The following is a 22,765-nucleotide window of genomic DNA, read 5'->3' as shown; positions in this document are numbered from 1 at the left end:
CAGCTACGGCGCAAGCTCGAGCCCGAGCCGAGCCGGCCCCGGCACCTCATCACCGAGCCCGGGATGGGGTACCGCTACCGCCCGTGAGGCGGGCCAGCGTGGCGACGGAGGCGAGCGAGCCGAGCAGCGCGCCCCGGCGGGCCCGGGGGGTCTCGGCGCGGTGCCGGGGGCGCCGGCGCGCCGGCGGCACCTCGGACGTCCAGGTAATGCCGGCCAGCGGGCCGACGAGCTCGGCGAAGAGGTCTTCTTCCTCCGACGAGCAGGGCACCGACGACTCGAGGCCGAGGTAGCCGAGCCGGCGCGCGATGTCGCCGGCGGCCGGCCGCTCGGCCGGGTCGGCGGCGGTCATCTGCGTCAGCAGCCGGGTCCACTCCGCGCCGAACTCGCCCGGCACGTCGGGGTCGCGGTGCAGCCGGGCGATGGCGGCCTCGACGCCGAAGCCGGGGAAGGCGAGGCGCCCGGTGAGGGCCTCGATGAGCACCAGGCCGAGCGAGTACACGTCGCTCGCCGGGGTGGCCCGGTGACCGCGGGCCTGTTCCGGGCTCAGGTAGTTGGCCGTGCCGACGGTCATTCCGTAGCTCGTCAGGGCCGTGCCGTCGAGCAGGCGGGCCACCCCGAAGTCGGTGAGCTTGGGGATCGTCTCGCCGGCGTCGGTGGGGGAGTCGGCGAGCAGGATGTTGGCCGGTTTGACGTCGCGGTGCACCACCCCGCGCTCGTGGACGTAGGCGAGGGCCGAGGCCAGGTGGCGCCCGAGGTCGCGCACCTCGTCGGCCGGCAGGGGGCCGCCGGCGATGCGCGAGCGCAGGGTCGGACCGTCGACGAGTTCGAGGACGAGGAACGAGCACGGGTCGTCGGGCCGGCTGTCGTCGGTGCCCGCGTCGTAGGCGGCGACGAGGCACGGGTGCGACAGGCTCGCGAGGATCTGCACCTCGGCGCGCTGGCGCACCTCCTCCTCGGGGAGCGAGGGGTCGCGCCGGAAGACCTTGACCGCGACGAAGCGTTGCAGGTGCTCGTCACGGGCGCGGAAGACCTCGGCCATCCCGCCGCGTCCGAGCAGCGCGCCCAGCCGGTAGCGATCGGCGAGCACCCGGGCCTCGACTGCGGTCATGCCTGAGGGATTGCCCAGCCGGGCCAGAAATCTAACGCGGAAAGTACTTGACCGTCGAATGGTTTGCGGTTGACCCGGGGCGGGTAGCCAATGGTTGCCCGTCACAGGCGACGGACCACATTAGCGACCCGGAGGTCGTCATGATTCTGCTCGGCGTCATTCTCCTGATCATCGGCTTCGTCGCGAGCGTGCCGATCATCTGGACCCTCGGCATCATCCTCGTTGTCGTGGGCGCCATCCTGGCCCTTCTCGGCGGCACCGGCCGCGCGGTTGGTGGCCGCAGGCACTGGTACTAAACCCCACTGGTACCTGCGCTTACGCACGTACGGAACAGCCGCCGACAACGACGTCGGCGGCTGTTTCGCGTCATCTAGACTCGGATTCGACTCGCCCGGCGGTCGACCCTCCATACCTTGAGGTATGGTCAGTGAGTTCGACGCCGGTGCCGAGGAGGAGCCATGGAACGTCTGCGTGCAGAGGACTACTACCGCGAGGCGTTCGCGATCCTCGGCGAGTCCGGCAGCGAATCGATGACCATCGCCCTGCTGTGCGAGCGGCTCGACGTGACCAAGGGCTCCTTCTACCACCACTTCGCCGGTATGCCCGGCTTCGCCGAGTCGTTGCTGCTGTTCTGGGAGAGCGAGCACAGCGAGCGGCTGATCGCGGTGTCGCGGGCCCAGCCCGATCCGGCCCTGCGCATCACCGGTCTGATCGACATCGGGGTCGGGCTGCCGCACGCCCCCGAAGCGGCGATCCGGGCCTGGGGCCGCAGCAATCCCGAGGTCGCCGAGGTCGTGGCCCGCGTCGACAAGCGCCGCGAGCGGCATCTCGTCGATGCCATGGCGGCGCTGGGGGTCGAGCGCGCCCGCGCCCGGCTGCTCACCCGCATGGCGATGAACCTGCTCGTCGGTACCCAGCAAAGGGAGCATCCGGTCGACCTGAAGCGGCTGCCTCAGATGTTCGAGGAGGTCACCCGGTTGGTGTTCCTCGAGGCCGACCCGAAGTCGGTGGCGCGGCTCAAGGCCGCGACTCGCTGACCTCGCGGGTGCGGGCCACCCCGAACACCTCGAACAGGGCGACGAGCCAGGCGAGCCCGAGCAGCCAGGCGCCGACCACGTCGGACAGGTAGTGCGCGCCGAGGGCGAGCCGGCTGAAGCCGACGAGCAGCGCGCCGAGCAGGCAGCCGGCCGCCGCGAGCCCGGCGACCGCGGGGCGGGCGGACCAGCGGACGAGCAGGGCGACGAGGCCGAGCGCCACGAACGACGCCATGGCGTGCCCGCTCGGGAACGACGACCCCGCGGGGTGGGTCAGAGCGACCTCGACGTGCGGCCGTGCGCGATCGACAAGGAACTTGACGACATTGTTCAAGGCGCTGGACCCGAGGACCGTGACCACGACGAACAGGGCGAGCCGCCGGTTGCGCCGGACCCACAGGACGATCGCGGCGACGACGGCCAGGACCTCGAAGGTCGCGGGCTGGCCGACGGTGCTCACGCCGCGCCAGAACGAGGTCGCCCCGGGGCGCGCGGCGAAGTAGTGGTTCAGCCGGTCGTCGATGCGGAGGTCGAGCCGGTGCAGCGGTCCCCACCCGGCGGCCACCAGACCCAGCACCAGCGCGAAACCGGCCAGCGCGACGAGCACGACCGCCGCGCCGGCGGTGAAGCGGACGGCGAAGCGGTCGAGGGATCGCGTCCCGGTGTCGGTCACGCCCTCATCGTGCCCGGATCGCCGGCGGCTCACCCGGCGGCCCATCGGTGGATCCTCAGCTGAACGCGTCCGAGGCGAGTTCGCCGCCGTGAGCCGATGCGACGACGATCCGGTGCGGACGATCCGGGCCGGTGTAGGCGGTGTACCACCGCGCGGCGTAGCGGGACCGCCCCGACCGGTCGGACCCGAGGTGGACGACGCCCAGGTGATAGCCCTGGTCGTCGACCGGCCGGCCCTCGTGCTCGGCGACGACCCAACGGCCGTCCGCGCTGCGGGTCTCGACCCGGGCGATCGGCTCGTGCCACGCGAGGTCACCCGGCGCGGCGTCGAACCAGCTGAATTCCCAGAAGCCGTCCTCGGTCGCGGTCGGGTCGGTGAAGCCGGGCGCAACGGCCGCCGCGGGCACGACGACGCGGCCGTCCGGCCGGGCGAGGAAGCGCCGCGCCGCGAAGTCGAACCGGCGGGCCGGCAGCTGATCGGCGACCCAGCCCGTCGCGACGACATCGCGGGCCAGCCGGCTCGCGACCGCGGCCGTGAACGGTTGGCTCTGCGGGCCGTACAGCGTGTTCCCGCCCTCGTAGCGCTGCAGCCCGTACTCGGCCGGCGTGGTCAGGTAGCAGAACTGCTCGTTCGCCAGCGACGAGACGGCGACGCGTTCGATGCCGGACCCGATCGCGTCGCGCACCGCGCCCTCGACCCGGCGCCCGGCCTCCACGGTGACCTCGAACGGCAGGCCCAGCACGAGCGTCCCACCGATGCGCAACGCCTGGATCGGCAGCACGCTCGGGAAGCTCGACGGCGGGATGATCCGGTCGTGGAGCCGGCGGCCCAGCGGGATCCACTTGGCGCCGTGCGGTCCCCGCGCCCCCGGCTTCGGCGAGCCGGGCCGGAACGGGGGGATGCGGTGGACGACCGGCGTGGTGTTCTCCCGCGCCCCGGCCATGGTGGCCATTCCGAACGCGGGTGCCGGCAGCACGATGCCGTCGACCTCGGGACCGGTGCCGAGGTCGATCTCGCGCAGCCCCGCGGCCAGCTCGACCCTGTCGCTGAGCTCGCCCTCGAGCCGGTCGAAGAGGTCGGCCGCGGCCGCACCGATGCCGCGTCCGACCCGCTCGGCCTCGGGGTACACCAGCAGCCCGGGCCGGACGGCCGGCGCGACGTCGCCGTGCGTGCCCTCCATCGCCCCGACGACCGGGCGGGTACCGGTAGTCCGCTGCACGTGCGCCGCGACCTCGCCCTTGAGGTACGCCCACACGTCGGCGTTGTAGGCATGGTCGCGCGACGAGATGCCGGTGCCGTGGACGGAGAACACGACCGCCGCGGCGAGCGGCTCACGATCGCCGTCCGCGGCGTCCACCCGGATCAGGTGCAGCCACGGGTTCACCGCCTCGTACTTGCGCTGCGGCGGCGTGGAGCGGTCGGGGAACGTGTCGTTGCGGACGTGCGCCTCGATCGAGCGGTTGCGGGTCAGGCCCCACACCTCGGTCGCACCGGTGGCGAGGCGGGCGGGGCGCCGTGTGGCGACGGCCTCGCGCACCGCGCCCGCGATCCGGTCGACCAGCCAGCCGGTGAAGGCCGGGTCGAAACCCGAGTGGTTCGAGGCGAACCGGTTCATCGCGCCGTTGCCGTGGAACTGGCCGGGGCCGGCGTGGGTGTGCGTCGCCCCGAGGAACAGGCCGGGGAGCCGGACGTCGGTGTCGTCGGCGACCGCGCGGGCCACGAGCTGGGCCACGACGGCCGACCCGGCCAGCAGGTCGCACTGCACCAGCGCCATGGAGATCGAGCCCGCCCGCAGGTGCAGCACGTGCGCGCGCAGCCGGGTGCGGAAGCCGGTGCCGGTGTGCGCGTTCGACGAGTGCCCCGCCTTCGGCATGCCGGGCGGTGGGGTGATGTCGACCTCGGCGGCACCGGCGAGCAGGCCGTCGATGTGGGGGAGCTCGGCGTCCGGTGGCGGCGCGACATCGAGCACGACGCGCGCGGGCGGGTCGTCGGCCAGCGCGGTCAGGGGGTTGTCGGGCACGTGCGAAGTCTGGCGCAGCTGGGTATCACCGCGGCAGAGGGGGCGGACGACGGACACCGGAGGTCACGATGCCGCAGCAGGCATGGAGCAAGAAGCGGGAACGCCAGTACGAGAACATCAAGGAGAGCCTCGAGGACCAGGGGCGCCCGGAGAAGGTGGCCAAGGAGATCGCGGCCCGCACCGTCAACAAGAACCGGGCGCGATCGGGCGAGTCGGAGCAGGCGAGCCGCACCTCGACCGACGACATCTCCTCGTCGCGGCGGGGCGGTCTGCGTTCACACCGCGGCGCCCAGGGGCGCACCAAGGCTCAGCTCTACGCCGACGCGCGCAAGCAGAACGTGAAGGGCCGCTCGTCCATGACCAAGGCCGAGCTCGAGAAGGCGGTGAGCTGATCGCCGCGGCCGGGCGGGAGCGGGCCGACGACGGTCGCGACGAGACCGAGGCCGAACGGCTCGACCGCAACTACGCCGAGCTGCTGCAGGAGCTGCGGGTCGCCCAGACCGGGGTGCAGATCCTGTTTGCATTCCTGCTCGGCATCGCGTTCCAGCAGCGCTTCACGACGATCGACCAGGCGCAGCGGGTGCTGTACCTGATCACGCTCACCAGTGCCGCGACGGCGGCGGTCCTGCTGATCGCGCCCGTCGCGGCCCATCGCGTGCTCTTCCGCCGCAACCGCAAGGACGAGGTCGTCGCGATCACCTCGCGGCTCGCCTCGGCCGGGCTCGCCTGCCTCGCCGTCGCGATCCTCAGCGCGGTCGTCCTCGTCGTCGACTTCGTGACCGGTGTGACCGTCGCGCTCACCATCACGATCACGCTCGGCGTGATCGTGGCGATCACCTGGTTGGTCGTGCCCCTGCTGCTCCGGCGACGTCCGGAGGAGTGACCGGGACCCCGGTTGATCGGCCGGGACCGGCGGGTACTGCTCTCGTATGACGCGAATCGGATACACCCTCATGACCGAGCAGACCGGCCCGCGCGAACTCGTCCGCGACGCGGTGCGGGCCGAGGCGGCCGGCTTCGACTTCGAGGTGATGAGCGACCACTACTTCCCGTGGCTCGTCAGCCAGGGGCACGCGCCGAACGCCTGGGCCACGCTCGGGGCCGTGGCGCAGGCGACCGAGCGGGTCGACCTGATGACCTACGTGACGTGCCCGATCATGCGCTACCACCCGGCCGTCGTCGCCCAGCAGGCCGCGACGGTGGCGCTGCTCAGCGAGGGTCGGTTCACCCTCGGTCTCGGCGCGGGGGAGAACCTGAACGAGCACATCATCGGGCAGGGCTGGCCGGCGGCGAACGTCCGCCACGAGATGTTCGACGAGGCCCTGCAGATCATCACCGAGCTCTTCGCCGGCGGCTACGTGAACTTCGTCGGCGATCACTACCGGGTCGACTCGGCGAAACTCTGGGACCTCCCCGACACGCCGCCCCGCATCGGCATCGCGGTGTCGGGAAAGCAGTCGGTCGCTCTGGCCGGGCGCTACGCCGACGCGCTGATCGCCGTCGAGCCCGACGCCGAACTCGGCCGGCAGTTCGACGAGGTCGGCGGGCTGGGCAAGCCGCGCATCGGCCAGGTGCCGATCAGCTGGGACCCCTCACGGGACAAGGCGATCGAGCGGGCGCACGACCAGTTCCGCTGGTTCGCCGGTGGCTGGAAGGTCAACGCCGAGCTGCCCGGGCCGGCCGGGTTCGCCGCGGCCAGCCAGTTCGTCAAGCCGGAGGACGTCGCCGAGAACATCCCCTGCGGCCCCGACGTCGAGGCGCACGTCGCCGCGGTCGAGCAGTTCGTCAAGGCCGGCTTCACCGACGTCGCCGTTGTGCAGGTCGGTGGGGACACCCAGCCGGAGTTCCTCGACTGGGCCGAAGCCGAACTGCTCCCGGCCCTGCGCCGCCTGTAGCCGTTAAATGCATCGGCCCACCGCTAGGGGAGCGGTGGGCCGACGCATCGGGCTGGCTAGAGGGTAGAGCGCCAGATCCCGCGTCCGAAGGTCGAGACGTAGAGGTTGCCGTCCGGACCGGCGACCGTCTTGGTGGCGATCGTGTCGGGCACGGCGTCGCGCGACCACGACGGGGCGCGGGACTGCAGCTGCGACAGCGTCGTCTCGACGACCCCGAGGTCGGTGGCGAGCACCACCCGGTTGCCCGTGATCAGCAGGGAGTCACCCGGGATGTCCGGGAGGTTGCCACTGACATCGGTCCAGGTCGCGTTCTCGTTGCCGTTGGCGTCGACCGAACCCTGTGCCGTCACCTTCCACACGTGACCGGTGCCGGCGGCCAGGTTGCCCGGGCCGTCGGTCCAGGTGCGCGAGTAGCCACCGAAGACGACGTACGCGCTGTTCGGGTCGGTGGGATCGGCCGTGACCCCGGTGACCATGCGCAGCGGCACGTTCGACGGCATCGCCAGCTGGCGGTAACCCGAACCGCCGGCGTTGGAGAGCACGCCGCGGTTGAACGCCGAGCCCGGGTTGCAGCTGCCGCACCAACCGGCCCACACGGTGTGGTTCCGGCTGACCAGCGACGTGATCGAGTGCCCCGCACCCGAATCGGCGGCCTGGGTCCAGTCCGCGCCACTGGTCGAGCTCCACGTCTTCGTGTTCGTCCAGACGAACTCGCCGCCGGCCACCCACATGTTCGGGTCGGACTGGTCGATGCTGAATGGCGCGATGAAGCGGGGCAGCGGGTCGTTCGGGGCGATCGTGATGATCGCCGAGTCCGACGCCGGCGAACCGTCGGCCTTGCCGCAGTTGGTGGTCATCTGCAGCGTCAGGTCGACGTACTCACCGACCGTGCGGCAGCCGTTGTTCGGGTCGACGAGCTGGTCGCCGCCGTCGCCGCCGAACGGGGACACCTGGCCACTGTTCTGCGGGTCGAGCAGCGAGACCCCGTTGTCCTGCAGACCGCCCCAGACCTGGACCGAGCCGGTCGGAGCGCCGGGTTGGACGTCCTTGCCGACCGCCACCGAGTAGTACTGCAGCTGGTCGAGCTGGCCCGAGCGCGTGAGCGACTTCCACGACGTCGTGCCGGGCTTGACCGAGCGGCTGTACAGGCCGCCGTCGTTGCCGACGAGCACCTGGCCGGCCGTGTTGCCCGAACCGAACGCGATCGTGTGCTGGTCGGAGTGCACGACGTTGCCGTCGCAGGTGCTCTGCGAGTCGAAGTTGCTCCAGCAGGCGAAGCCGAAGTTCCAGTACCGCCCGACGGCGTTCCAGGTGGCGCCGGTGTTGAAGCTCTCGTAGACCTCTTCCAGCCCGATGTACACGTGGTTCGGGTTGGCCGGGTCGACGCCGACGAACTGGTTGTACCAGGCCTGCACGCCGGGCTGGTAGCCACCGCCGATGCGCTGCTTGCGTTCGGCCGAGCCGCTCTGCGCCAGCTTCGAGACGTTGGCGATGAGGTTGTAGGGACCGGCGACGTTGCCGCTGAGCGACACGTACACCCCCTGCAGCGCGCTGGCCGCTCCCGAGTTCAGCGCCTGGGGCGACTCGACCTCGACGTAGAGGTGGGTGCCGTCGGCGCCGTAGGCGAAGGTCGAGTTGCCGATGTCCTTCGGGTTGATCGCGCCACCGGGGTTGACCTTCGTCCAGGAGGCGCCGGCGTTCTTCGACAGGTAGAAGCCGTTGTAGGCCGCACCGCTGCGCCATGCGACGTTGGCGAGCACGACCTGCCCGCCCGTGCCGGGCTGGACGGCGATGTCGTTGGCGATGTCCCAGTAGTTCGAGTTGACGTCGGTGCAGCTCAGCATCCCGCTGCGGCACGGCGCCAGCACGTTCGTCCACGCCGTCGTGAGCGATCCGGTCAGCGCGTGGGCGTACACACCCCGGGAACCGGCGGCGAAGACTCGGTTGCCCTGCGGGTCGATCGTCAGGCCGCGGATGACCTGGCTCTCGAGTTCGGTGCCACCGACGCGGTCGGTCGGGGTGAGTGTCGCCGAGTCGGGCGATGCGAGGCGGTACACACCGGTGCCGACGTAGGTTCCGGAGCCGGTCGTGCCGTCACCGGTGGCCACCCACAGCGCGCCGTCGGGCGCGATGCGCAGGTAGCCGATCGACTGGGTCGGCAGGGCGTCGCCGATCGCCGTCCACGACGTGCCGCCGTCGCAGGAGCGGTTCACGCCACCGGCGGCCCCGCCGGCGAAGATGCACTGCGTGTCGGTGGCCACCGCCTGGACGCGTCCCGTGACGTACCCGGCGCCGCCGCTCGAGTTGGACGCCCCCGGGTCGCGGTATCGCGGGTCGTCGGAGTTGTACGGCGTCTTCGTGATCTCGGTCCACGCGCCGGGCGCGGCCGGGAGGGCGGAGAGCTGGGCGACCGCGGCCGAGTAGGCCCCGGGGGCGACCAGCCCGGTCGGCGCGGTGCGCGCCTGGTCGAGCTCGCTGAAGCGGGCGAGCAGTTCGGTGGCGTCGTCCGCGGACTTCGTCGATTCCCCGGCCTGGGCCGGGACACTCGTTCCGAGTGCGATCGACGAGGCGAGCGCTACGCCGAGCGCAGCCCACCGTGTCGTCCTTGACCTGAGCAGAGCCATCTGGTGTGACCCCCACATGAGTGAACGCGGGGCCGATGCTGTTCACCGCCCCGCGGGATACTCACCAGATCGAGCGGGCTGTCCGCTTTGTTACACGCGTCACCCAGCGGCGTCGGTGGCCTGCTTCGGAGCACGTCCCGCGGGCTGCTCCGGAGCCGGCGTGAGGGGCGTGACGGCGTGCCACGCGCGCTCGACCGGGTCCGGGCCCAGCACCAGCGCTTCGGACTTCTCGCCGTCGATGTGGACGATGGTCAGGTCGTCCGGTCCGTCGTTCGTGTAGCGCACCGATCCGGGCTCGACCTCGACGTGCAGCCGCTGGCCGCGGTAGCGCAGGTGGAAGGCGAGCCGCTGCCAGCCCGGCGCGAGCTGCGGGCGGAACGCGAGGTGCTCCCCCTGGTCGCGCAGGCCGCCGAAACCGGCGACGGCGGCCAGCCAGCCGCCCGCAAGCGATGCGATGTGCAGGCCGTCGCCGGCGTTGTGCTCGAGGTCGTGCAGATCCATCAGCGCGGCCTCGGTCAGGTACGCCGCGGCGAGTTCGAGGTGCCCGACCTCGGCGGCCAGCACCGCCTGGGTGCAGGCCGACAGCGACGAGTCGCGGACGGTCAGCGGGTCGTAGTAGGCGAAGTTGCGCGCCTTCTCCCCGGCGGTGAATGCGTCCCCCGCCCAGTGCATCGCCAGGACCAGGTCGGCCTGCTTGAGCACCTGCTTGCGGTAGAGCTCGAAGTAGGGGGCGTGCAGGAGCAGGGGGTACTCGCCGTCGCGGTCGGAGCGGGCGAAATCCCAGCGGGCCCGACGGGTGAAGCCGCGATCCTGCTCGTGCACGCCGAGCTCGTCGCTGTACGGCATGGCCATGCGCTCGGCGCAGTCGTCCCACCGCTCGGCCTCGGCGTCGGTGACCGACAGCCTGCCCGCCTCGTCGGGCCAGCGGCGGGCCGCCGCGGCGGCGGCGCGCAGATTCTGCCGGGCCATCAGGTTGGTGTAGATGTTGTCGTCGACGACCGCGGTGTACTCGTCCGGGCCGGTGACGCCGTCGATGTGGAACCCGCCGTCGGCCGCGTCGTAGCCGTAGGACACCCAGAGCCGCGCCGTCTCGACGTAGAGCGGCAGCGCCTGCTCGCGCTCGAAGGTGGTGTCGCCGGTCCACCGGACGTGCCGGGCGGCCGCCCCGGCGATGTCGGCGTTGATGTGCAGGGCGGCCGTGCCGGCCGGCCAGTAGGCCGAGCACTCCTGCCCCCGGATCGTCCGCCACGGGAAGGCGGCGCCCTCGAGGCGGAGCGTGCGCGCCCGCTCGCGGGCCAGGTCGAGGGTGCGGACGCGCCAGCGCAGCGCGTCGGCGGCGGCGCCCGGGGCGGTGGCGGTCAGCAGCGGCAGCACGAACATCTCGGTGTCCCAGAACGCGTGCCCGTCGTAGCCCGGCCCGGTGAGGCCTTTGGCCGGGATCGCGCGCTGCTCGGCGCGGGCACCGGCCTGGTAGGAGTGGAAGATGCCGAAGCGGACGGCCTGCTGGATCGCCGGCGCCCCCTCGATCTCGACGTCGGCCCCGCGCCAGAAGTCCTCGAAGTGCTCGGTCTGCTCGGCCTCGATCGCGTCCCACCCGGCCTGCAGGGCGCTCACCAGGGCGCCGTCGACCTGGTCGGCGAGCGCGGCGGCCGAGCGCTCGCTCGACCAGCCGTAGGCGACGAACTTGGTGAAGGTGAACGGGTCGTCCGGGACAACCTCCGTCGAGGCGGTCAGGCGGGCCCAGTTGTGGTGGGCGACCAGCTCGGTGCGGCAGTGGTCGTGCTCGGGGACGTCGTGGGCCATCCCGGCCGCGACCTGCAGCCGGCTCGCCCGGGTGCGGTGCACCAGCAGCGCGCGGCCCTCCGAGGCGTCGTTGATCACGGCCTCGAGCGGCTCCTCGATGATCGCGGACACGCGCGGGTCGTCGGACTGGCGCGGCAGCGGTTGGTTGGCGACCAGCTCGGACGAGACGACGATGCGCACCGGACGGTCGACCGCCTCGACGGTGTAGCGGATCGCGACGACCGACCGGCGCGTCAGCGACACCAGCCGCGTTGTGCGCACCCGCACCCGGGTGCCCGCCGGCGACTCCCACTCGACCTCGCGCCGCAGCTGGCCCCGGCGCAGGTCGAGCACCCGCTCGTGGTGCCGGATCTCGCCGTAGCGCAGATCGAAGGGTTCGTCGTCGACCTGCAGGCGGATCAGCTTCCCGTCGGTCACGTTGAGCACCGTCTGGCCCGACTCGGGATAGCCGAAGCCCGACTCGGCGTAGGGGAGCGGTCGGGTCTCGTAGAACGAGTTGAGGTACGTGCCGGGGAGGCCGTTCGGGTCGCCCTCGTCGAGGTTGCCCCGGATGCCGATGTGCCCGTTCGACAGCGCGAACAGCGATTCGGTCTGGCCCAGCGCGGTGGTGTCGAGGCCGATCTCGCGCACCTGCCACGGCTCGACCGGGTAGCGAGCCCGATCGTGTCCTCTGTCCATGGGCTCGTCCGTCACAGCAGGTCGCCGAGGTCGTCGATCACGACGTCCGCGCCGTGCTTCGCGAGGTCGCGGGCGTGCCCCTGGTCGAGCCGGTTGATGCCCACCACGTAGCCGAAGTGCCCGCGGGCCCCGGCCTCGACGCCGGAGGTCGCGTCCTCGAAGACCACCGCGGCGGCGGGCTCGACGCCGGCCAGCCGCGCGCCCTCGAGGAACGAGTCGGGGGCGGGCTTCCCGGCGAGCCCCTGCTCGTCGATGGTGCGCCCGTCGACCCGGTGCTCGATGAACTTCTCGAGGCCGGTGACCCGCAGGACCTGCTCGGTGTTGGCGCTCGACGAGACCACCACGCGGCGCAGCCCCGCGGCGGCGGCGGCCTCGAGGTAGCGCCGCGAGCCCGGGTACACCTCGACCCCGTCGCGGGCGATGCGGCGCTGCACCTCGTCGTTCTTGCGGGTGGCGATGCCGTGCACGGTCTCGACGTCGGAGGCGTCGTCGTCGCCTTCGGGCAGGTCGAGGTCGCGACTCTTCAGGAAGTCGCGCACACCGTCGAGGCGCGGTTTGCCGTCGACGTAGTCGTTGTAGTCGTCCGTGGAGAACGGCTTCTGGTCGTGTTTCGCCAGCACCTCGTCGAACACGTGCTTCCACGCGGCGCGGTGCACGGCGGCGGTGTCGGTGAGCACGCCGTCGAGGTCGAAGAGGCAGACACTGATCGGATCGGGGAGTCCCAGCACAGTCTCGAGTGTGTCCCAACCCGCTGGAAACCAACCTGTGTATCAATCCCCGACCCGGGGTAGCTCGTCAGGAGAGGCGATTCCGGTCGCCGCGCGCTCAACCCGAGCGCGGTCCAGACCGAAAGGCACCCCACACTCATGAGCAACGAACTCAACGGCAAGCGCATCGCGTTCCTCGTCGCCAACGTCGGCGTGGAGCAGGTGGAACTCACGAGCCCGTGGTCGGCCGTCGAGGCGGCCGGCGGGCGGCCGGTGCTGGTCGCGCCGGAGAAGGGCACGGTGCAGGCGGTGAAGGGCGACGTCGACAAGGGCGACACGTTCGACGCCGACGAGGCCGTCGGCTCGGCCTCGGCCGCCGACTTCGACGCGCTGGTGCTGCCCGGCGGGGTGGCCAACCCGGACAAGCTGCGCATGGACGCCGACGCGATGGCGTTCGTGAAGGACTTCGTCGACGCCGGCAAGCCGATCGCGGCCATCTGCCACGCGCCGTGGAGCCTCGTCGAGGCCGGGGTGCTGGCGGGCAAGACGCTGACCAGCTGGCCCAGCCTGCAGACCGACATCCGAAACGCCGGGGGCGAGTGGCGCGACGAGCAGTCGATCACCTGTCGCGAGCGGGGTTTCACCCTCGTCACAAGCCGCAACCCTGACGACCTGGACGCGTTCAACGGCGCGCTCCTCGACGCGTTCGCCGCGGCGGGCTGATCGTGACCGACCTCCGGACCATGCGCGCCGCCGTCTTCACCGAGCTCGGCGGCCCCGAGGTGCTGCACGTCGTCGACAAGGCGATCGCCGAGCCCGGGGTCGGCGAGGTGCGGGTGCGCATCCACCGTTCGGGGGTCAACCCGACCGACTGGAAGACCCGCAGCGGGGCCACGGCCACGCCGGACCTCAGCACCCCGAACGTCCCGAACCAGGACGGTGCCGGTGTGGTCGAGGCCGTCGGGGCCGGGGTGGACACCGCGCTGATCGGGCAGCGGGTCTGGGTCTGGGAGGCCGCGTTCGGTCGTCCCGAGGGCACCGCGCAGGAGCTGGCCCTGATCCCTGCGGGCCACGTCGTGCCGCTGCCGACCGGCGCGTCCTTCGATCTCGGCGCGACCCTCGGCGTCCCGTTCGTCACCGCCCACCGCTGCCTGACGGTTGCCGAGAGCGGTCCGCAGCACCTCGGACCCGGGGCGCTCGACGGTCGCACGGTTCTGGTGGCGGGCGGGGCGGGGGCGGTGGGCAACGCCGCGATCCAGCTCGCCCGCTGGTCCGGGGCGACCGTGATCACGACGGTCAGCAGCCCGGCCAAGGCACGACTCGCCACGGCCGCCGGCGCGCAGCACGTCATCGACTACCGGCAGCAGGACGTCGTGGCCGAGGTCGGTCGCATCGCCCCGGACGGCGTCGACGTCGTCGTCGAGGTGGCCCCGGCGGCCAACGCGGCCATCGACGCCGCGGTGATCGGCCCGGGCGGCGCCGTCGCCATCTACGCCAACGACGGTGGCGACGAGGTGACCCTGCCGATCCGGCCGTCGATGGTCCGCAACGTCCGGTGGCAGTTCGTGCTGCTGTATTCGGTGCCGGCGGCGGCCAAGGCGATCGCCCGCGACGACCTCACCACGGCGCTTGTCGCGCGGGCCATCGCGGTCGGCGAGGACATCGGCCTGCCGCTCACGCACTTCCCCCTCGAACGGACCGCGGACGCCCATCGCGCCGTGCAGGACGGCACGGTCGGCAAGGTGCTGATCGACGTCACGGACTGAGCGGAGTCACCCGGCGACGTCGCGGATCGGGGTGTCGGTCAGCGGCGCCAGGTCGGCCCGCGCGTCGATGAGCAGTTCCCGGTCGGCCTCGGTGGCGGTGATCAGCCGGCGCACGTCCGGGCTCACCGACGACACGATCAGAGTGCCGCGCAGCCGGCGGTAGGCGCGGTGGGCAGCCAGCACCACGGCCAACCCGTCGTCGCTGATGCTCGTGACCCCGGCGAGGTCCAGGCCGGCATGCCGCCCGCCGCTGCGCAGGTGGGTGTTCAGGCAGTCGTGCAGCAGGTCGACGCGGTCGCCGGTGAGCTCGCCGACGACCCGGATCCGGGCCGGTAGGTCGGGGTCGGTCACGACGGTGATGGTGAGCCCCTCGGTGCGCCACCCGCGCGACGGATCGGACGATGGCACGGCACCCACAACGCACTCCGTCCGGAGATCGGGCCGTGGTTCGGCCCGAATCCGTCCTACCCGCCTGGTATTCGGTCCCTGTTAGGTGTGGATCTTGAGTCGGTTCAGGAGATGTCGAGGCTGCCCGTCTGGGCGACATCGTGCGCGATGTCGACCAGCTTGCGGTGCCGAGCCTGGCTGGCGAGGCGGAGCAGGTCGAACGCCTCCTCGCGGGTGACCCGGTGCAGGCCCATGAGCACGCCGATCGCCACGCCGATGTCGCGGTTGCTCTCCAGTGCGCGCTCGAGGTTGGTGATGCGCTCCTGGCGCCGGGCGCTCGTGACCGCGAGGGCCCCGAAGGTGGTGATGGCCAGGCCGGCGAGCTCGTCCTCGGAGTCGAAGGCGTCGGGCTCGACGGCGTAGAGGTTCAGCGCGGCGATGTGGTCGACGTCCTCGAAGAACATGCGGAACGACAGCATGCTGAGGACTCCGGTCTGCTCGGCGGCACGGGCGCCGAACTCGGGCCAGCGGGGATCCTGACGCAGATCGCCGGCGCGGAACACCGCGTCCGTCAGCGCGGCGTCGACGCAGGGCCCGCTCGCGAGCTCGTACTGGATGGCGTCGACGCGCAGGGTCAGCTGATCGGTCGGCGCAACCGTCTCGAAGCCCGAGTTGGTGGCGCGGGTGATGCCGGCGCAGGCGCTCGAGGGAACGACGGTGGTGGCGTGCCGGGTGATGACCTCCAGCGCGCGGTCGGGGCGTCCGGCGTTGGCGATCTCGGGGCCGATGTCGGACAGGATGGTGAGAACCCGGCTCACGGCCCGGTCGTCGATCGTCATCGTCGCTCGCAGTGGTGCAGCACAGGGCGCAGTTTATCGCGGTCGAGATCACCGGCACGCCGCTCGTGTCGGGGGCCGGAGGTTCTATACCGTGCACGGCGCGCTCGCCGTCGAACCGGTGCGGACGACCGCCCTCGCCCTCAGGTTTGGTGAACGATGATCGACGAGCCGGCCGTGTCGCGACCTGCTCCGCACGACGGGGATCGCGGCGTCCCGGCGCCGCTCGGGCCCGGGCCGTCCGACCCGCCGGTCCAGCTCGGTGAGGGAGGCGTTCCCGACCCCGGCCTCCTGGTCTGGCTGGCGGCCGCCGCCGTGCCGCACAGCGAGCGCGCGTCCCTCAGCTCGGCCGCGCCGGACGACGGCGGGGTGCGCACCCTGGCCGGCAGCGACGAGCTGGCCGAGGCGCTGGACGCCGCTCAGCGCGAGGCCGGCCACGGCCCGTTCTTCGACGCCCAGCACGCCGGTGCGCTGGTGCACGTGCCCGATCTGGCCGACGACGGGCGCTGGCCGGTCTTCTCGGCCCGGGCCCTGGCCGCCGGGGCGCGGGCCGTGCTCGGCGTCCGGCTGCAGACCGGATCGGGCGACGCGACCGCGCTGACCTTCTACGCCGACCGGCCGCACGCCTTCGAGCCGCTCGACCTCGAGATCGCCGCGGCGTTCGCCTCGTTCGTCGTGCTCGCTATGGAGGGCGCGCGCTACCGCGACCAGGCCGCGAACCTCAAGATCGCGCTGGCGAGCAACCGCCAGATCGGCACGGCGATGGGCATCATCATGGCCCGCGAGCTGCTGACGGCCGAGCAGGCGTTCGCGCGCCTGAGGGACGTCAGCCAGCGACAGCACCGCAAGTTGCGGGCCATCGCCGATGAGGTCGTGCGCACCGGCGAACTGCCGGGCCCGGCGGCCGGCTCCCGCCCCTGAGAATCTGATTCGAGTCGGGGCGAAGTGGGAAAGTTCGCTTACGAGCTCACACCGCGAGCTGCCCCTTTGTAGTTGAGGGAGGTCCCGGTGCGTGACCTGGACATCCGGTGCTCGGCTCGGCTGGCTGATCCCGACGCGGATCTCCCCCGTTGCCAGCTCGCAGCGGGTCACGAGGGCGAGCACGCCGTCATGTTCTGCGCGCGCGGCGAGCGACTCGTGTGCTGCTGGGACCACCGCGTGCCGGGCGTCCGCTCGGAGCACACCGTGTTCGACACCCAACGGCCCTGGCTGCGCGGCTTCCCGGTACCGGCGTGGGTCGAGGAGTCCTCCGACGGCCCCTCGTCGCTCGTGTCGAGCTGAGGGAGCGGATCAGGGGCTGGTCGCCGTCGCGGACGGCAGGCTCGGGCTGCCGATCGGCGACGACGAGGAACCGCTGGAGGCCGACGGCGCCGCGCTGCTCGACGAGGACGAGGACGAGGACGGCGCGGTCGGACCGGTCGTGGTCGTCGACGGGGAGGGTGTGGCCGCGCGTGACGACGACGGCACCTTCGACGTGGCGGAACTGGACGGCGCCGCGGAACTCGACGGCGTCGGCGTGACCGAGGCGGAGGTCGACGGGAGCACGACGGTGGCCCGCCGTTGCGGCACGTGATGGTTGGCCTCGATCGGGCGGACCAGGAAGTAGACGACGAGCGTGGTCAGGAAGATCGCGGAGAGCACGAGGGTCGACGTCCGGGGCCGGCCCCGGTCGCGCCACCAGTCGCGCAGCCACGGCGCCATCAGTCGGTCCCGCCGCTCTCGTCCGTGCCCAGGGCCGGCGCGACGGTGATGCCCTCGCGGGCGAGCCGGATCGTGATCCGAGCCCGCAGCGACCGGCCCACGTCGAACTGCTTGCCGGGCAGGCAGCGGGCGACGACTCGGACGTTGACCTGGTCGACCTCGATGCTCTCGATGCCCATGACCGACGGCGGGTCGAGCAGCAGGGGGCGCAGCTTGTCGTCGTCGAAGGCCTCGTCGCACACCGCGCGCAGCACGTCGTTCACCCGCGTGACGTCGGCGCTGACCGGCACCGGGACGTCGATGACCGCGCGGGCCCAGTCGCGGGAGAGGTTCGTGACCTGCACGATCTGCCCGTTGGGCGTGGTGATCACCTCGCCGTCCAGGGACCGGATGCGGGTGATCCGCAGGGTGACCTCCTCGACCGTGCCGGTCGTCGGGGTCGTGCCGATCGCGGCCAGGCGAACGACGTCGCCGAAGCCGTACTGCCGCTCGGTGACGATGAAGAAGCCGGACAGCAGGTCCTGCACCACGCGCTGCGCGCCGAAGCCGAGGGCCACGCCGGCGACGGTGGCGGGGGCGACGAAGCCGGAGATCGGGAAGCCGAGCAGGCGTACGACGAGCACGGCGGTGAGGCAGTAGATCAGCACCAGGATGGTCCAGGTGACGACCTGGGTGACGGCATGTCGATGCTTCATGGCCTCCGAGCGCACGAGGACGTCGGTCTGCTCGGCCTGCCGGTCGATCGATCCGGTGATGTGGTTGCTGACCCAGTTGGCGAAGCGGGTCACCAGGATCGCGCCGACGATCAGCAGGATCACGACGAGCAGGTTGCTGCGGGCCCACAGGCCCACGTCGTTGAGCGGCGTGACGGCGAGGGTCATCGGCGGGTGCCCGTCATACCGGCCGCACCGCGATCAGCGCGATGTCGTCCTCGCCGGCGCGGACGCCGATGTCGGCGATCAACTTGTCACAGAGGTCCTCGATGGGGTGCTCGGCGAGCCCGGCGAGGGTGCGGCGCAGGCGGTCCAGTGCGTCCTCGAAGGCGAGGTGGCGGCGCTCGAACAGACCGTCGGTGGTGAGCAGCAGGGTGGCTCCGGGCGGCAGCACGGCGTTGTGGTCGGTGCGCCGGGTGTCGGGCCGCACGCCGAGCAGCAACTCGGGGGCGGCATCGAGGGCGACGGCGGTGCCGTCGTCGCGCACCAGCAACGGCGGCGGGTGCCCCGCGCACGACCAGGTGAACGGGATGCCCTCGTCGGTGCGGTCGGCCGCCCGGAGCCGGACCACCACAGCGGTGCACAGGCTGCGCACGGCGAGGCCGCGGATCGCGTCGTCGACCCGGCCGAGCAACTCGGCCGGCGAGGCCATGCGGTCGTAGCCGATGGTGCGGGTCATTGTGCGGAGTTGGCCCATGACCGCGATGGCCTGCAGATCGTGGCCGACGACGTCGCCGATCACGAGCACGGTGGAACCGTCGGGCTCCTCGTAGACGTCGTACCAGTCACCGCCGACCCGGTTACCCGCCGCGGGCAGGTAGCGCACGGCGACGTCGAGACCGCCGAGGGCGGGCGGCGACGAGAGCAGGCTGCGCTGCAACGTCTCGGCCAGGCGGCGTTGCTGGTCGTGCAGGCGCACGTTCTCCAGCAGCGCGCCGGCGCGGCGGGCCATCTCCTGCCCGACGCGCAACTCCTCGGCGGTGTGCCGTCCGCGCGGGGCGGCGTTGTAGAGCGCGATGGCGCCGAACGGGTGATCGCGGCCGCGCAGCGGGAACACGGCGACCGAGCCGGGATCCAGCTCGGCGAGCGCCGCGCGGGCCTCGGGGTGGGGCAGGCTGCGGCGGATCAGCGCGTCGTCGACCGTCTCGATGATCACCGGCTCGCCGGTGCGGATGGCGGTCGGGATGGGTGAGTTCTCGGCCGGCTGGTGCAGTGCGATGTAGTCGTCCAGCGCGGCCAGCATCGTGGGGTCGCGATGGCCCCGGCCGAGGTCGCGGCGCTCGTGCGTGACGTCGTCGAGCACGGTGACGACGGCCCAGTCGGCGAGGTAGGGCACGACCTGGTGGGCCAGCGCGCCGACCGCCTCCTCGGCGTTGCTCTTACCGGCCAGCAGGTCGCTGACCGCGCCGAGGAAGGTGAGCCGCTCCTGGCCGGCGCGGGCGGCGGCGGTCGCCGTCGTGGCCGTCGCCACCGCCGTGCGCAGCGCCACCTCGCCGCTCGCGGCCGCCGCCAGCGTCTCGAGCACGGCGGCGTCCCGCTCGGTCCACTGCCGGACCTCGGTGTCGACGACGCAGAACGTGCCGAGCACCTGACCGCTGGTCGAGCGCAGCGGGTAGCCGGCCCAGGCGGCCACGCCCATCGACTCGATCGACGGGTTGCCGGCCGTGCGCGGGTCGGCCGCGGCGTCGCCGATGATCAGCGGCTCCTCGGTGGCGATGACGTACTGGCAGAACGACTCCTCGACCGGGTTCTGCCGGTCAGCGGGGTCGGTGGCGTCGATGCCGACGCAGGATTTCCAGTAGGAGCGGGTCGCGTCGACGACGGTCACGAAGGCATACGGGGCGTCGAGCAGGAGGGACGCGAGCCGGGCCAGGCGGTCGAACGGTTCCTCGGCCGGGGTGTCGAGCAGGCCGGTGGCCTCGACCGCGCTCAGGCGCAGCAGGTCGCCGACCCGCACCGAGGTATCCACGCAGCGATCCTATCGACGGGCCGGGATCCGCCCCGGGTGTCGGGAAGGCGCTCAGTCGGCGCCGGTGACCGAACCGGTCGAATCCAGCCCGAACTCGGCGCTGAGGCCGCACACCTCGATGACCTGGCGCACCCGCGGCGACGCGGCGGTGATCCGGACGGCGCGGGACCGGTCGGCCCCGGCGGTCCGGACCGCGACGAGAGCACCCAGCCCGGTGGAGTCCAGGAAGGTGACCGCCGACAGGTCGACCCCGAGTTCGGAGACATCAGCGGCCGTCACCGCCGCGATCCCGGCGTCGCGGACCTGCTGGGCATTGCTCATGTCGATCTCGCCGGACACGACGAGACGGACGGCTCCGCCCGAGCCCGATTCCTGAGTCAGTTGCACGCGTTCGAAGATACCTAACCCCGCTTCGATCAGCACACGCGTCGCGCGGGTACACCCCTAGATGTGAAGTGGCGAATGAGCGAGAAATACCCGTGCGCGGCCGGCTCGCCGGCGGCGGCGCGGCGCTTCGCGCGACGCAACCTCACCCAGATGCTGGGCGAGAGCGCGGGTGCGGACGCGGCCATCGCCGACGCCGAGATCATCGTCAGTGAACTGCTCACCAACGCGATCAACGCGTGGTGCGACTCGACCGAGCTGCGGCTCAGCGCGCGGGACGACCTGGTGCGCATCGAGGTGCACGACGACGCCGGTGGCGAGCCGAGGCAGCGTCGCCCTGACCACGACGACCAGCACGGTCGCGGCCTCATGATCGTCTCGGCGCTGGCCCACGAATGGGGTTTCGAGCGGTACGGCCGGGGCAAGCGCGTCTGGGCCGAGCTGTTCGTGCGGGCGCCGCGGACGGCCTGACGGCGCCCTGCCTCAGAACTGGACGCCGCGCGAGAGCGCCCCGTCGACCAGGATGTTCGCCCCGCTGGTACGACTCGACGCCGGGCTCGCGACGAACACGACCGTGCGCGCGATCTCCTCGGGTGTGGCCATCCGCTTCGTCGGGTTGAGGTCCATCGCCACCTGGAAGAACTCGGGCTGGTTCTGCTCGATCGACTGCCAGACCCCGCCCTCGAAGTAGACGTTGCCGGGCGACACCGAGTTGGCCCGGATGCCCTTTGCGGCCAGTTGGTTGGCCAGGCCCTGCAGGTAGTGGATCAGCGCGGCCTTCAGCGTGCCGTACGGGCCGGCGGCGAAGTCGATCTCGCGGCCGGACACGCTCGACACCGCGACGATCGACGCGGCGTCGCTCGCCTCGAGGTAGGGCATCGCCGCGTTGACCAGCCGCACCGCGCCCATGAGATCGACCTCGAACGACGCCGTCCAGTTGTCCGGCTCGTCGGGGATGGCCAGCGCGCTGACGTTGGACACCACGATGTCGATGCCGCCGAGCTGCTCGGCGCTGAGGTTCACCCAGTTCGCGAGGGCCGCGGCGTCGGCGACGTCGAGTGCGGTGCCGATGGCCCGCCCGCCGAGCTGCTCCTGTGCTTTCTGCACGCCGTCGGCGTCGCGGGCGCAGAACGCGACGGCGGCTCCTTCGGCGAGGAACTGTTCGACGATCGCCCGGCCGATGCCGCGAGTGCCGCCGGTGACCAGGACGCTGAGTCCGTGCAGCTGAAGGTCCATGCGGCTCATCCTGCCCCTAATGGGCGGGGGAGAACAGGCAAGCGTTTCGCTGATGGCGAAATCCGTCGGATTCCTTTGTGCAGCAGGGGTTTGCGGGCCGATTTGTGTCAGACCCTCTCCCTAGAATTCGATCTATGGACGGCAGCCTCGAGGTGCGAGATCGGTTGCTGACGCGGCTTGTCACGTTCCAGAAGGTGCAGGCCCGCATCGATGCCGAGTTGCAGGACACGCTGGCCGAGTTGGCCGCCCTGCCGGTGCCTGCGTTCCTGGAATCGCCCGACAAGCAGTACGTCGTCGACGAGGTCGCGGCCGTGCTGCGGCTGCCGTCCCGGACGGCGGGGGCGCGGGTGGCGACGGCGCAGGATCTGGTCGGGCGGTTCCCGGCCACGCTCGACGCTCTGTCCCGGGGTGAGCTGACCCTCGATCACGCCCGGGCGCTGTCCGACGAGGCCCTCGGCCTCGATGATGCGACCGCAACCCTGGTGGAGGAGCGGGTGCTCGCGCGGGCGGCCGGGAAGACGCCGGCCCAGTTCCGGGCCTGTGCCCGCCGTGCGGTGGCGTCGTTGGACACCCGCCCGCCCGAGGCGAGGCCGGACCCGGTCGAGGAGCGGTGCGTGAGTGCCGCGCACCGCAGCGACGGGATGGGTGAACTGCGCGCGGTGATGCCCAGCGACGAGCTCGCCACCCTGATGAACACGCTCACTCGGATGGCCTGCGCCACCGCGGGGATGGATGAGCGGACGTTCGAGCAGCGCCGTGCCGATGCGCTGGCCGATCTCGGCCGCGGTGAGCTGCGGCCGAACGCCGGTCCCGCGGTCGAGGTGATCGTGTCGCTGTCCACGCTGCTCGGGATGGACGAGCAGGCCGGCGAACTCAAGGGGGTCGGGCCGGTCCCGGCCGCGGTCGCCCGTCGCCTGGCCGAGGACCCGACCGGCACCTGGCGGCGGCTGTTGACCGACCCGGCCGGTCAGGTGCTCGAGACCAGCCCGAACTACGAACCACCCGCGGCGATGGCCCGGTTCGTGAAGGACCGCGACACCACCTGCCGCTTCCCCGGCTGCCGCGCCACGCGTGACGAGATCGACCACATCGTGCCGTGGCTGGCCGGCGGCCCGACCCACCCCGACAACCTGCACCTGCTGTGTCCTCGACACCATCATCTCAAGCACGAGGCCGGCTGGTCGGTCCACCGCACCGGCGACGGCGTCACCCACTGGACCAGCCCCACCGG

24 protein-coding genes and 1 pseudogene are annotated in these 22,765 nt (G+C 72.0%); 12 read left to right on the top strand and 13 right to left on the bottom strand.

What is annotated here, in order from left to right:
- Nucleotides 1-87, top strand: a pseudogene (locus VGN18_RS21075) (DNA-binding response regulator); the annotation flags it as partial.
- On the opposite strand, the gene VGN18_RS05815 reads toward VGN18_RS21075, so the two are convergent.
- On the bottom strand, nucleotides 50-1,108 hold the full coding sequence (locus VGN18_RS05815) for a serine/threonine-protein kinase (RefSeq protein WP_327538709.1): 1,059 nt from the start codon (nucleotides 1,106-1,108) through the stop codon (nucleotides 50-52). The pseudogene VGN18_RS21075 and the gene VGN18_RS05815 overlap by 38 nt on opposite strands.
- Before the next feature lie 140 nt (nucleotides 1,109-1,248).
- Here VGN18_RS05815 and VGN18_RS05810 point away from each other — a divergent pair, with 140 nt between their 5' ends.
- Together VGN18_RS05810 and VGN18_RS05805 are read left to right on the top strand one after the other, a co-directional pair.
- Nucleotides 1,249-1,404, top strand: coding sequence for a DUF6131 family protein (locus tag VGN18_RS05810; RefSeq protein WP_327538708.1), 156 nt, complete (start codon nucleotides 1,249-1,251; stop codon nucleotides 1,402-1,404).
- Nucleotides 1,405-1,566: 162 nt separating this feature from the next.
- Nucleotides 1,567-2,145: a TetR/AcrR family transcriptional regulator gene (locus VGN18_RS05805; protein ID WP_327538707.1), complete on the top strand. Its 579-nt coding sequence runs from the start codon at nucleotides 1,567-1,569 to the stop codon at nucleotides 2,143-2,145.
- Here VGN18_RS05805 and VGN18_RS05800 read toward each other — a convergent pair.
- Both VGN18_RS05800 and VGN18_RS05795 read right to left on the bottom strand, forming a co-directional pair.
- The gene (locus tag VGN18_RS05800; RefSeq protein ID WP_327538706.1) at nucleotides 2,126-2,815 is read right to left on the bottom strand and encodes a phosphatase PAP2 family protein; all 690 of its coding nucleotides are present in this window, start codon (nucleotides 2,813-2,815) and stop codon (nucleotides 2,126-2,128) included. The two genes, VGN18_RS05805 and VGN18_RS05800, sit on opposite strands and share 20 nt — an antisense overlap.
- A 55-nt stretch (nucleotides 2,816-2,870) precedes the next feature.
- Nucleotides 2,871-4,835 (bottom strand): neutral/alkaline non-lysosomal ceramidase N-terminal domain-containing protein, encoded by a 1,965-nt coding sequence (locus VGN18_RS05795; RefSeq protein ID WP_327538705.1) that lies wholly within the window; start codon nucleotides 4,833-4,835, stop codon nucleotides 2,871-2,873.
- Nucleotides 4,836-4,903: 68 nt separating this feature from the next.
- Here VGN18_RS05795 and VGN18_RS05790 point away from each other — a divergent pair, with 68 nt between their 5' ends.
- From VGN18_RS05790 to VGN18_RS05780, 3 genes are read left to right on the top strand one after another with little or no spacing between them, the layout of a single operon-like run.
- Nucleotides 4,904-5,227: a plasmid stabilization protein gene (locus tag VGN18_RS05790; protein ID WP_327538704.1), complete on the top strand. Its 324-nt coding sequence runs from the start codon at nucleotides 4,904-4,906 to the stop codon at nucleotides 5,225-5,227.
- Complete coding sequence (locus tag VGN18_RS05785) at nucleotides 5,224-5,718, top strand: DUF6328 family protein (RefSeq protein WP_327538710.1); 495 nt, start codon at nucleotides 5,224-5,226, stop codon at nucleotides 5,716-5,718. Before VGN18_RS05790 ends, VGN18_RS05785 begins: the two co-directional genes overlap by 4 nt.
- Before the next feature lie 46 nt (nucleotides 5,719-5,764).
- Nucleotides 5,765-6,730: an LLM class F420-dependent oxidoreductase gene (locus VGN18_RS05780; RefSeq protein ID WP_327538703.1), complete on the top strand. Its 966-nt coding sequence runs from the start codon at nucleotides 5,765-5,767 to the stop codon at nucleotides 6,728-6,730.
- Nucleotides 6,731-6,786: 56 nt separating this feature from the next.
- Here the strand turns inward: VGN18_RS05780 and VGN18_RS05775 are convergent, their stop codons facing one another.
- The 3 genes from VGN18_RS05775 to VGN18_RS05765 all read right to left on the bottom strand — a co-directional run bounded on the left by VGN18_RS05775 (nucleotide 6,787) and on the right by VGN18_RS05765 (nucleotide 12,563).
- Nucleotides 6,787-9,354 (bottom strand): hypothetical protein, encoded by a 2,568-nt coding sequence (locus VGN18_RS05775; RefSeq protein ID WP_327538702.1) that lies wholly within the window; start codon nucleotides 9,352-9,354, stop codon nucleotides 6,787-6,789.
- Between the two features lie 99 nt (nucleotides 9,355-9,453).
- The gene (locus tag VGN18_RS05770) at nucleotides 9,454-11,835 is read right to left on the bottom strand and encodes a glycoside hydrolase family 65 protein (protein ID WP_327538701.1); all 2,382 of its coding nucleotides are present in this window, start codon (nucleotides 11,833-11,835) and stop codon (nucleotides 9,454-9,456) included.
- An 11-nt stretch (nucleotides 11,836-11,846) separates the two neighbouring features.
- Nucleotides 11,847-12,563, bottom strand: coding sequence for a beta-phosphoglucomutase family hydrolase (locus VGN18_RS05765; protein ID WP_327538700.1), 717 nt, complete (start codon nucleotides 12,561-12,563; stop codon nucleotides 11,847-11,849).
- Between the two features lie 138 nt (nucleotides 12,564-12,701).
- On the opposite strand from VGN18_RS05765, the gene VGN18_RS05760 reads away from it, so the two are divergent.
- Nucleotides 12,702-13,265 carry a type 1 glutamine amidotransferase domain-containing protein gene (locus VGN18_RS05760; protein ID WP_327538699.1) on the top strand — a complete coding sequence of 188 codons (564 nt, stop codon included), beginning with the start codon at nucleotides 12,702-12,704 and terminating at the stop codon, nucleotides 13,263-13,265.
- A gap of 20 nt (nucleotides 13,266-13,285) precedes the next feature.
- A complete protein-coding gene (locus VGN18_RS05755; RefSeq protein ID WP_349259844.1) occupies nucleotides 13,286-14,308 on the top strand; it encodes an NADPH:quinone reductase in 1,023 nt (340 codons plus the stop codon).
- A gap of 6 nt (nucleotides 14,309-14,314) precedes the next feature.
- On the opposite strand, the gene VGN18_RS05750 is transcribed toward VGN18_RS05755, so the two are convergent.
- Together VGN18_RS05750 and VGN18_RS05745 are read right to left on the bottom strand one after the other, a co-directional pair.
- On the bottom strand, nucleotides 14,315-14,725 hold the full coding sequence (locus VGN18_RS05750; RefSeq protein ID WP_327538697.1) for an STAS domain-containing protein: 411 nt from the start codon (nucleotides 14,723-14,725) through the stop codon (nucleotides 14,315-14,317).
- 95 nt (nucleotides 14,726-14,820) lie between these two features.
- Nucleotides 14,821-15,534: a GAF and ANTAR domain-containing protein gene (locus VGN18_RS05745; RefSeq protein WP_327538696.1), complete on the bottom strand. Its 714-nt coding sequence runs from the start codon at nucleotides 15,532-15,534 to the stop codon at nucleotides 14,821-14,823.
- Between the two features lie 156 nt (nucleotides 15,535-15,690).
- Between VGN18_RS05745 and VGN18_RS05740 the strand changes: the two genes are divergently transcribed.
- The gene (locus VGN18_RS05740; protein WP_327538695.1) at nucleotides 15,691-16,452 is read left to right on the top strand and encodes an ANTAR domain-containing protein; all 762 of its coding nucleotides are present in this window, start codon (nucleotides 15,691-15,693) and stop codon (nucleotides 16,450-16,452) included.
- Nucleotides 16,453-16,539: 87 nt separating this feature from the next.
- On the top strand, nucleotides 16,540-16,812 hold the full coding sequence (locus tag VGN18_RS05735) for a hypothetical protein (protein WP_327538694.1): 273 nt from the start codon (nucleotides 16,540-16,542) through the stop codon (nucleotides 16,810-16,812).
- Nucleotides 16,813-16,821: 9 nt separating this feature from the next.
- Here the strand turns inward: VGN18_RS05735 and VGN18_RS05730 are convergent, their stop codons facing one another.
- From VGN18_RS05730 to VGN18_RS05715, 4 genes are read right to left on the bottom strand one after another with little or no spacing between them, the layout of a single operon-like run.
- Complete coding sequence (locus tag VGN18_RS05730; protein ID WP_327538693.1) at nucleotides 16,822-17,232, bottom strand: hypothetical protein; 411 nt, start codon at nucleotides 17,230-17,232, stop codon at nucleotides 16,822-16,824.
- Nucleotides 17,232-18,113: a mechanosensitive ion channel family protein gene (locus VGN18_RS05725; protein WP_327538692.1), complete on the bottom strand. Its 882-nt coding sequence runs from the start codon at nucleotides 18,111-18,113 to the stop codon at nucleotides 17,232-17,234. Before VGN18_RS05725 ends, VGN18_RS05730 begins: the two co-directional genes overlap by 1 nt.
- Before the next feature lie 13 nt (nucleotides 18,114-18,126).
- Nucleotides 18,127-19,914: a SpoIIE family protein phosphatase gene (locus VGN18_RS05720; protein ID WP_327538691.1), complete on the bottom strand. Its 1,788-nt coding sequence runs from the start codon at nucleotides 19,912-19,914 to the stop codon at nucleotides 18,127-18,129.
- A 51-nt stretch (nucleotides 19,915-19,965) separates the two neighbouring features.
- Nucleotides 19,966-20,301, bottom strand: a complete 336-nt coding sequence (locus tag VGN18_RS05715) for an STAS domain-containing protein (protein ID WP_327538690.1) — start codon at nucleotides 20,299-20,301, stop codon at nucleotides 19,966-19,968.
- A 75-nt stretch (nucleotides 20,302-20,376) separates the two neighbouring features.
- Here VGN18_RS05715 and VGN18_RS05710 point away from each other — a divergent pair, with 75 nt between their 5' ends.
- Nucleotides 20,377-20,769 (top strand): ATP-binding protein, encoded by a 393-nt coding sequence (locus tag VGN18_RS05710; RefSeq protein ID WP_327538689.1) that lies wholly within the window; start codon nucleotides 20,377-20,379, stop codon nucleotides 20,767-20,769.
- A 12-nt stretch (nucleotides 20,770-20,781) separates the two neighbouring features.
- On the opposite strand, the gene VGN18_RS05705 is transcribed toward VGN18_RS05710, so the two are convergent.
- Nucleotides 20,782-21,534 (bottom strand): SDR family oxidoreductase, encoded by a 753-nt coding sequence (locus tag VGN18_RS05705; RefSeq protein ID WP_327538688.1) that lies wholly within the window; start codon nucleotides 21,532-21,534, stop codon nucleotides 20,782-20,784.
- A 134-nt stretch (nucleotides 21,535-21,668) separates the two neighbouring features.
- On the opposite strand from VGN18_RS05705, the gene VGN18_RS05700 reads away from it, so the two are divergent.
- The coding region (locus VGN18_RS05700; RefSeq protein WP_327538687.1) for an HNH endonuclease signature motif containing protein at nucleotides 21,669-22,765 on the top strand (1,097 nt) is incomplete at its 3' end.

The sequence above is a fragment of the Jatrophihabitans sp. genome, from assembly GCF_036000465.1.
In the GTDB taxonomy this organism is placed as follows: Bacteria; Actinomycetota; Actinomycetes; order Mycobacteriales; family Jatrophihabitantaceae; genus Jatrophihabitans.
The sequence above is the reverse complement of the archived record's forward strand: the minus strand, read 5'-3'. Positions and strand labels throughout refer to the sequence as shown.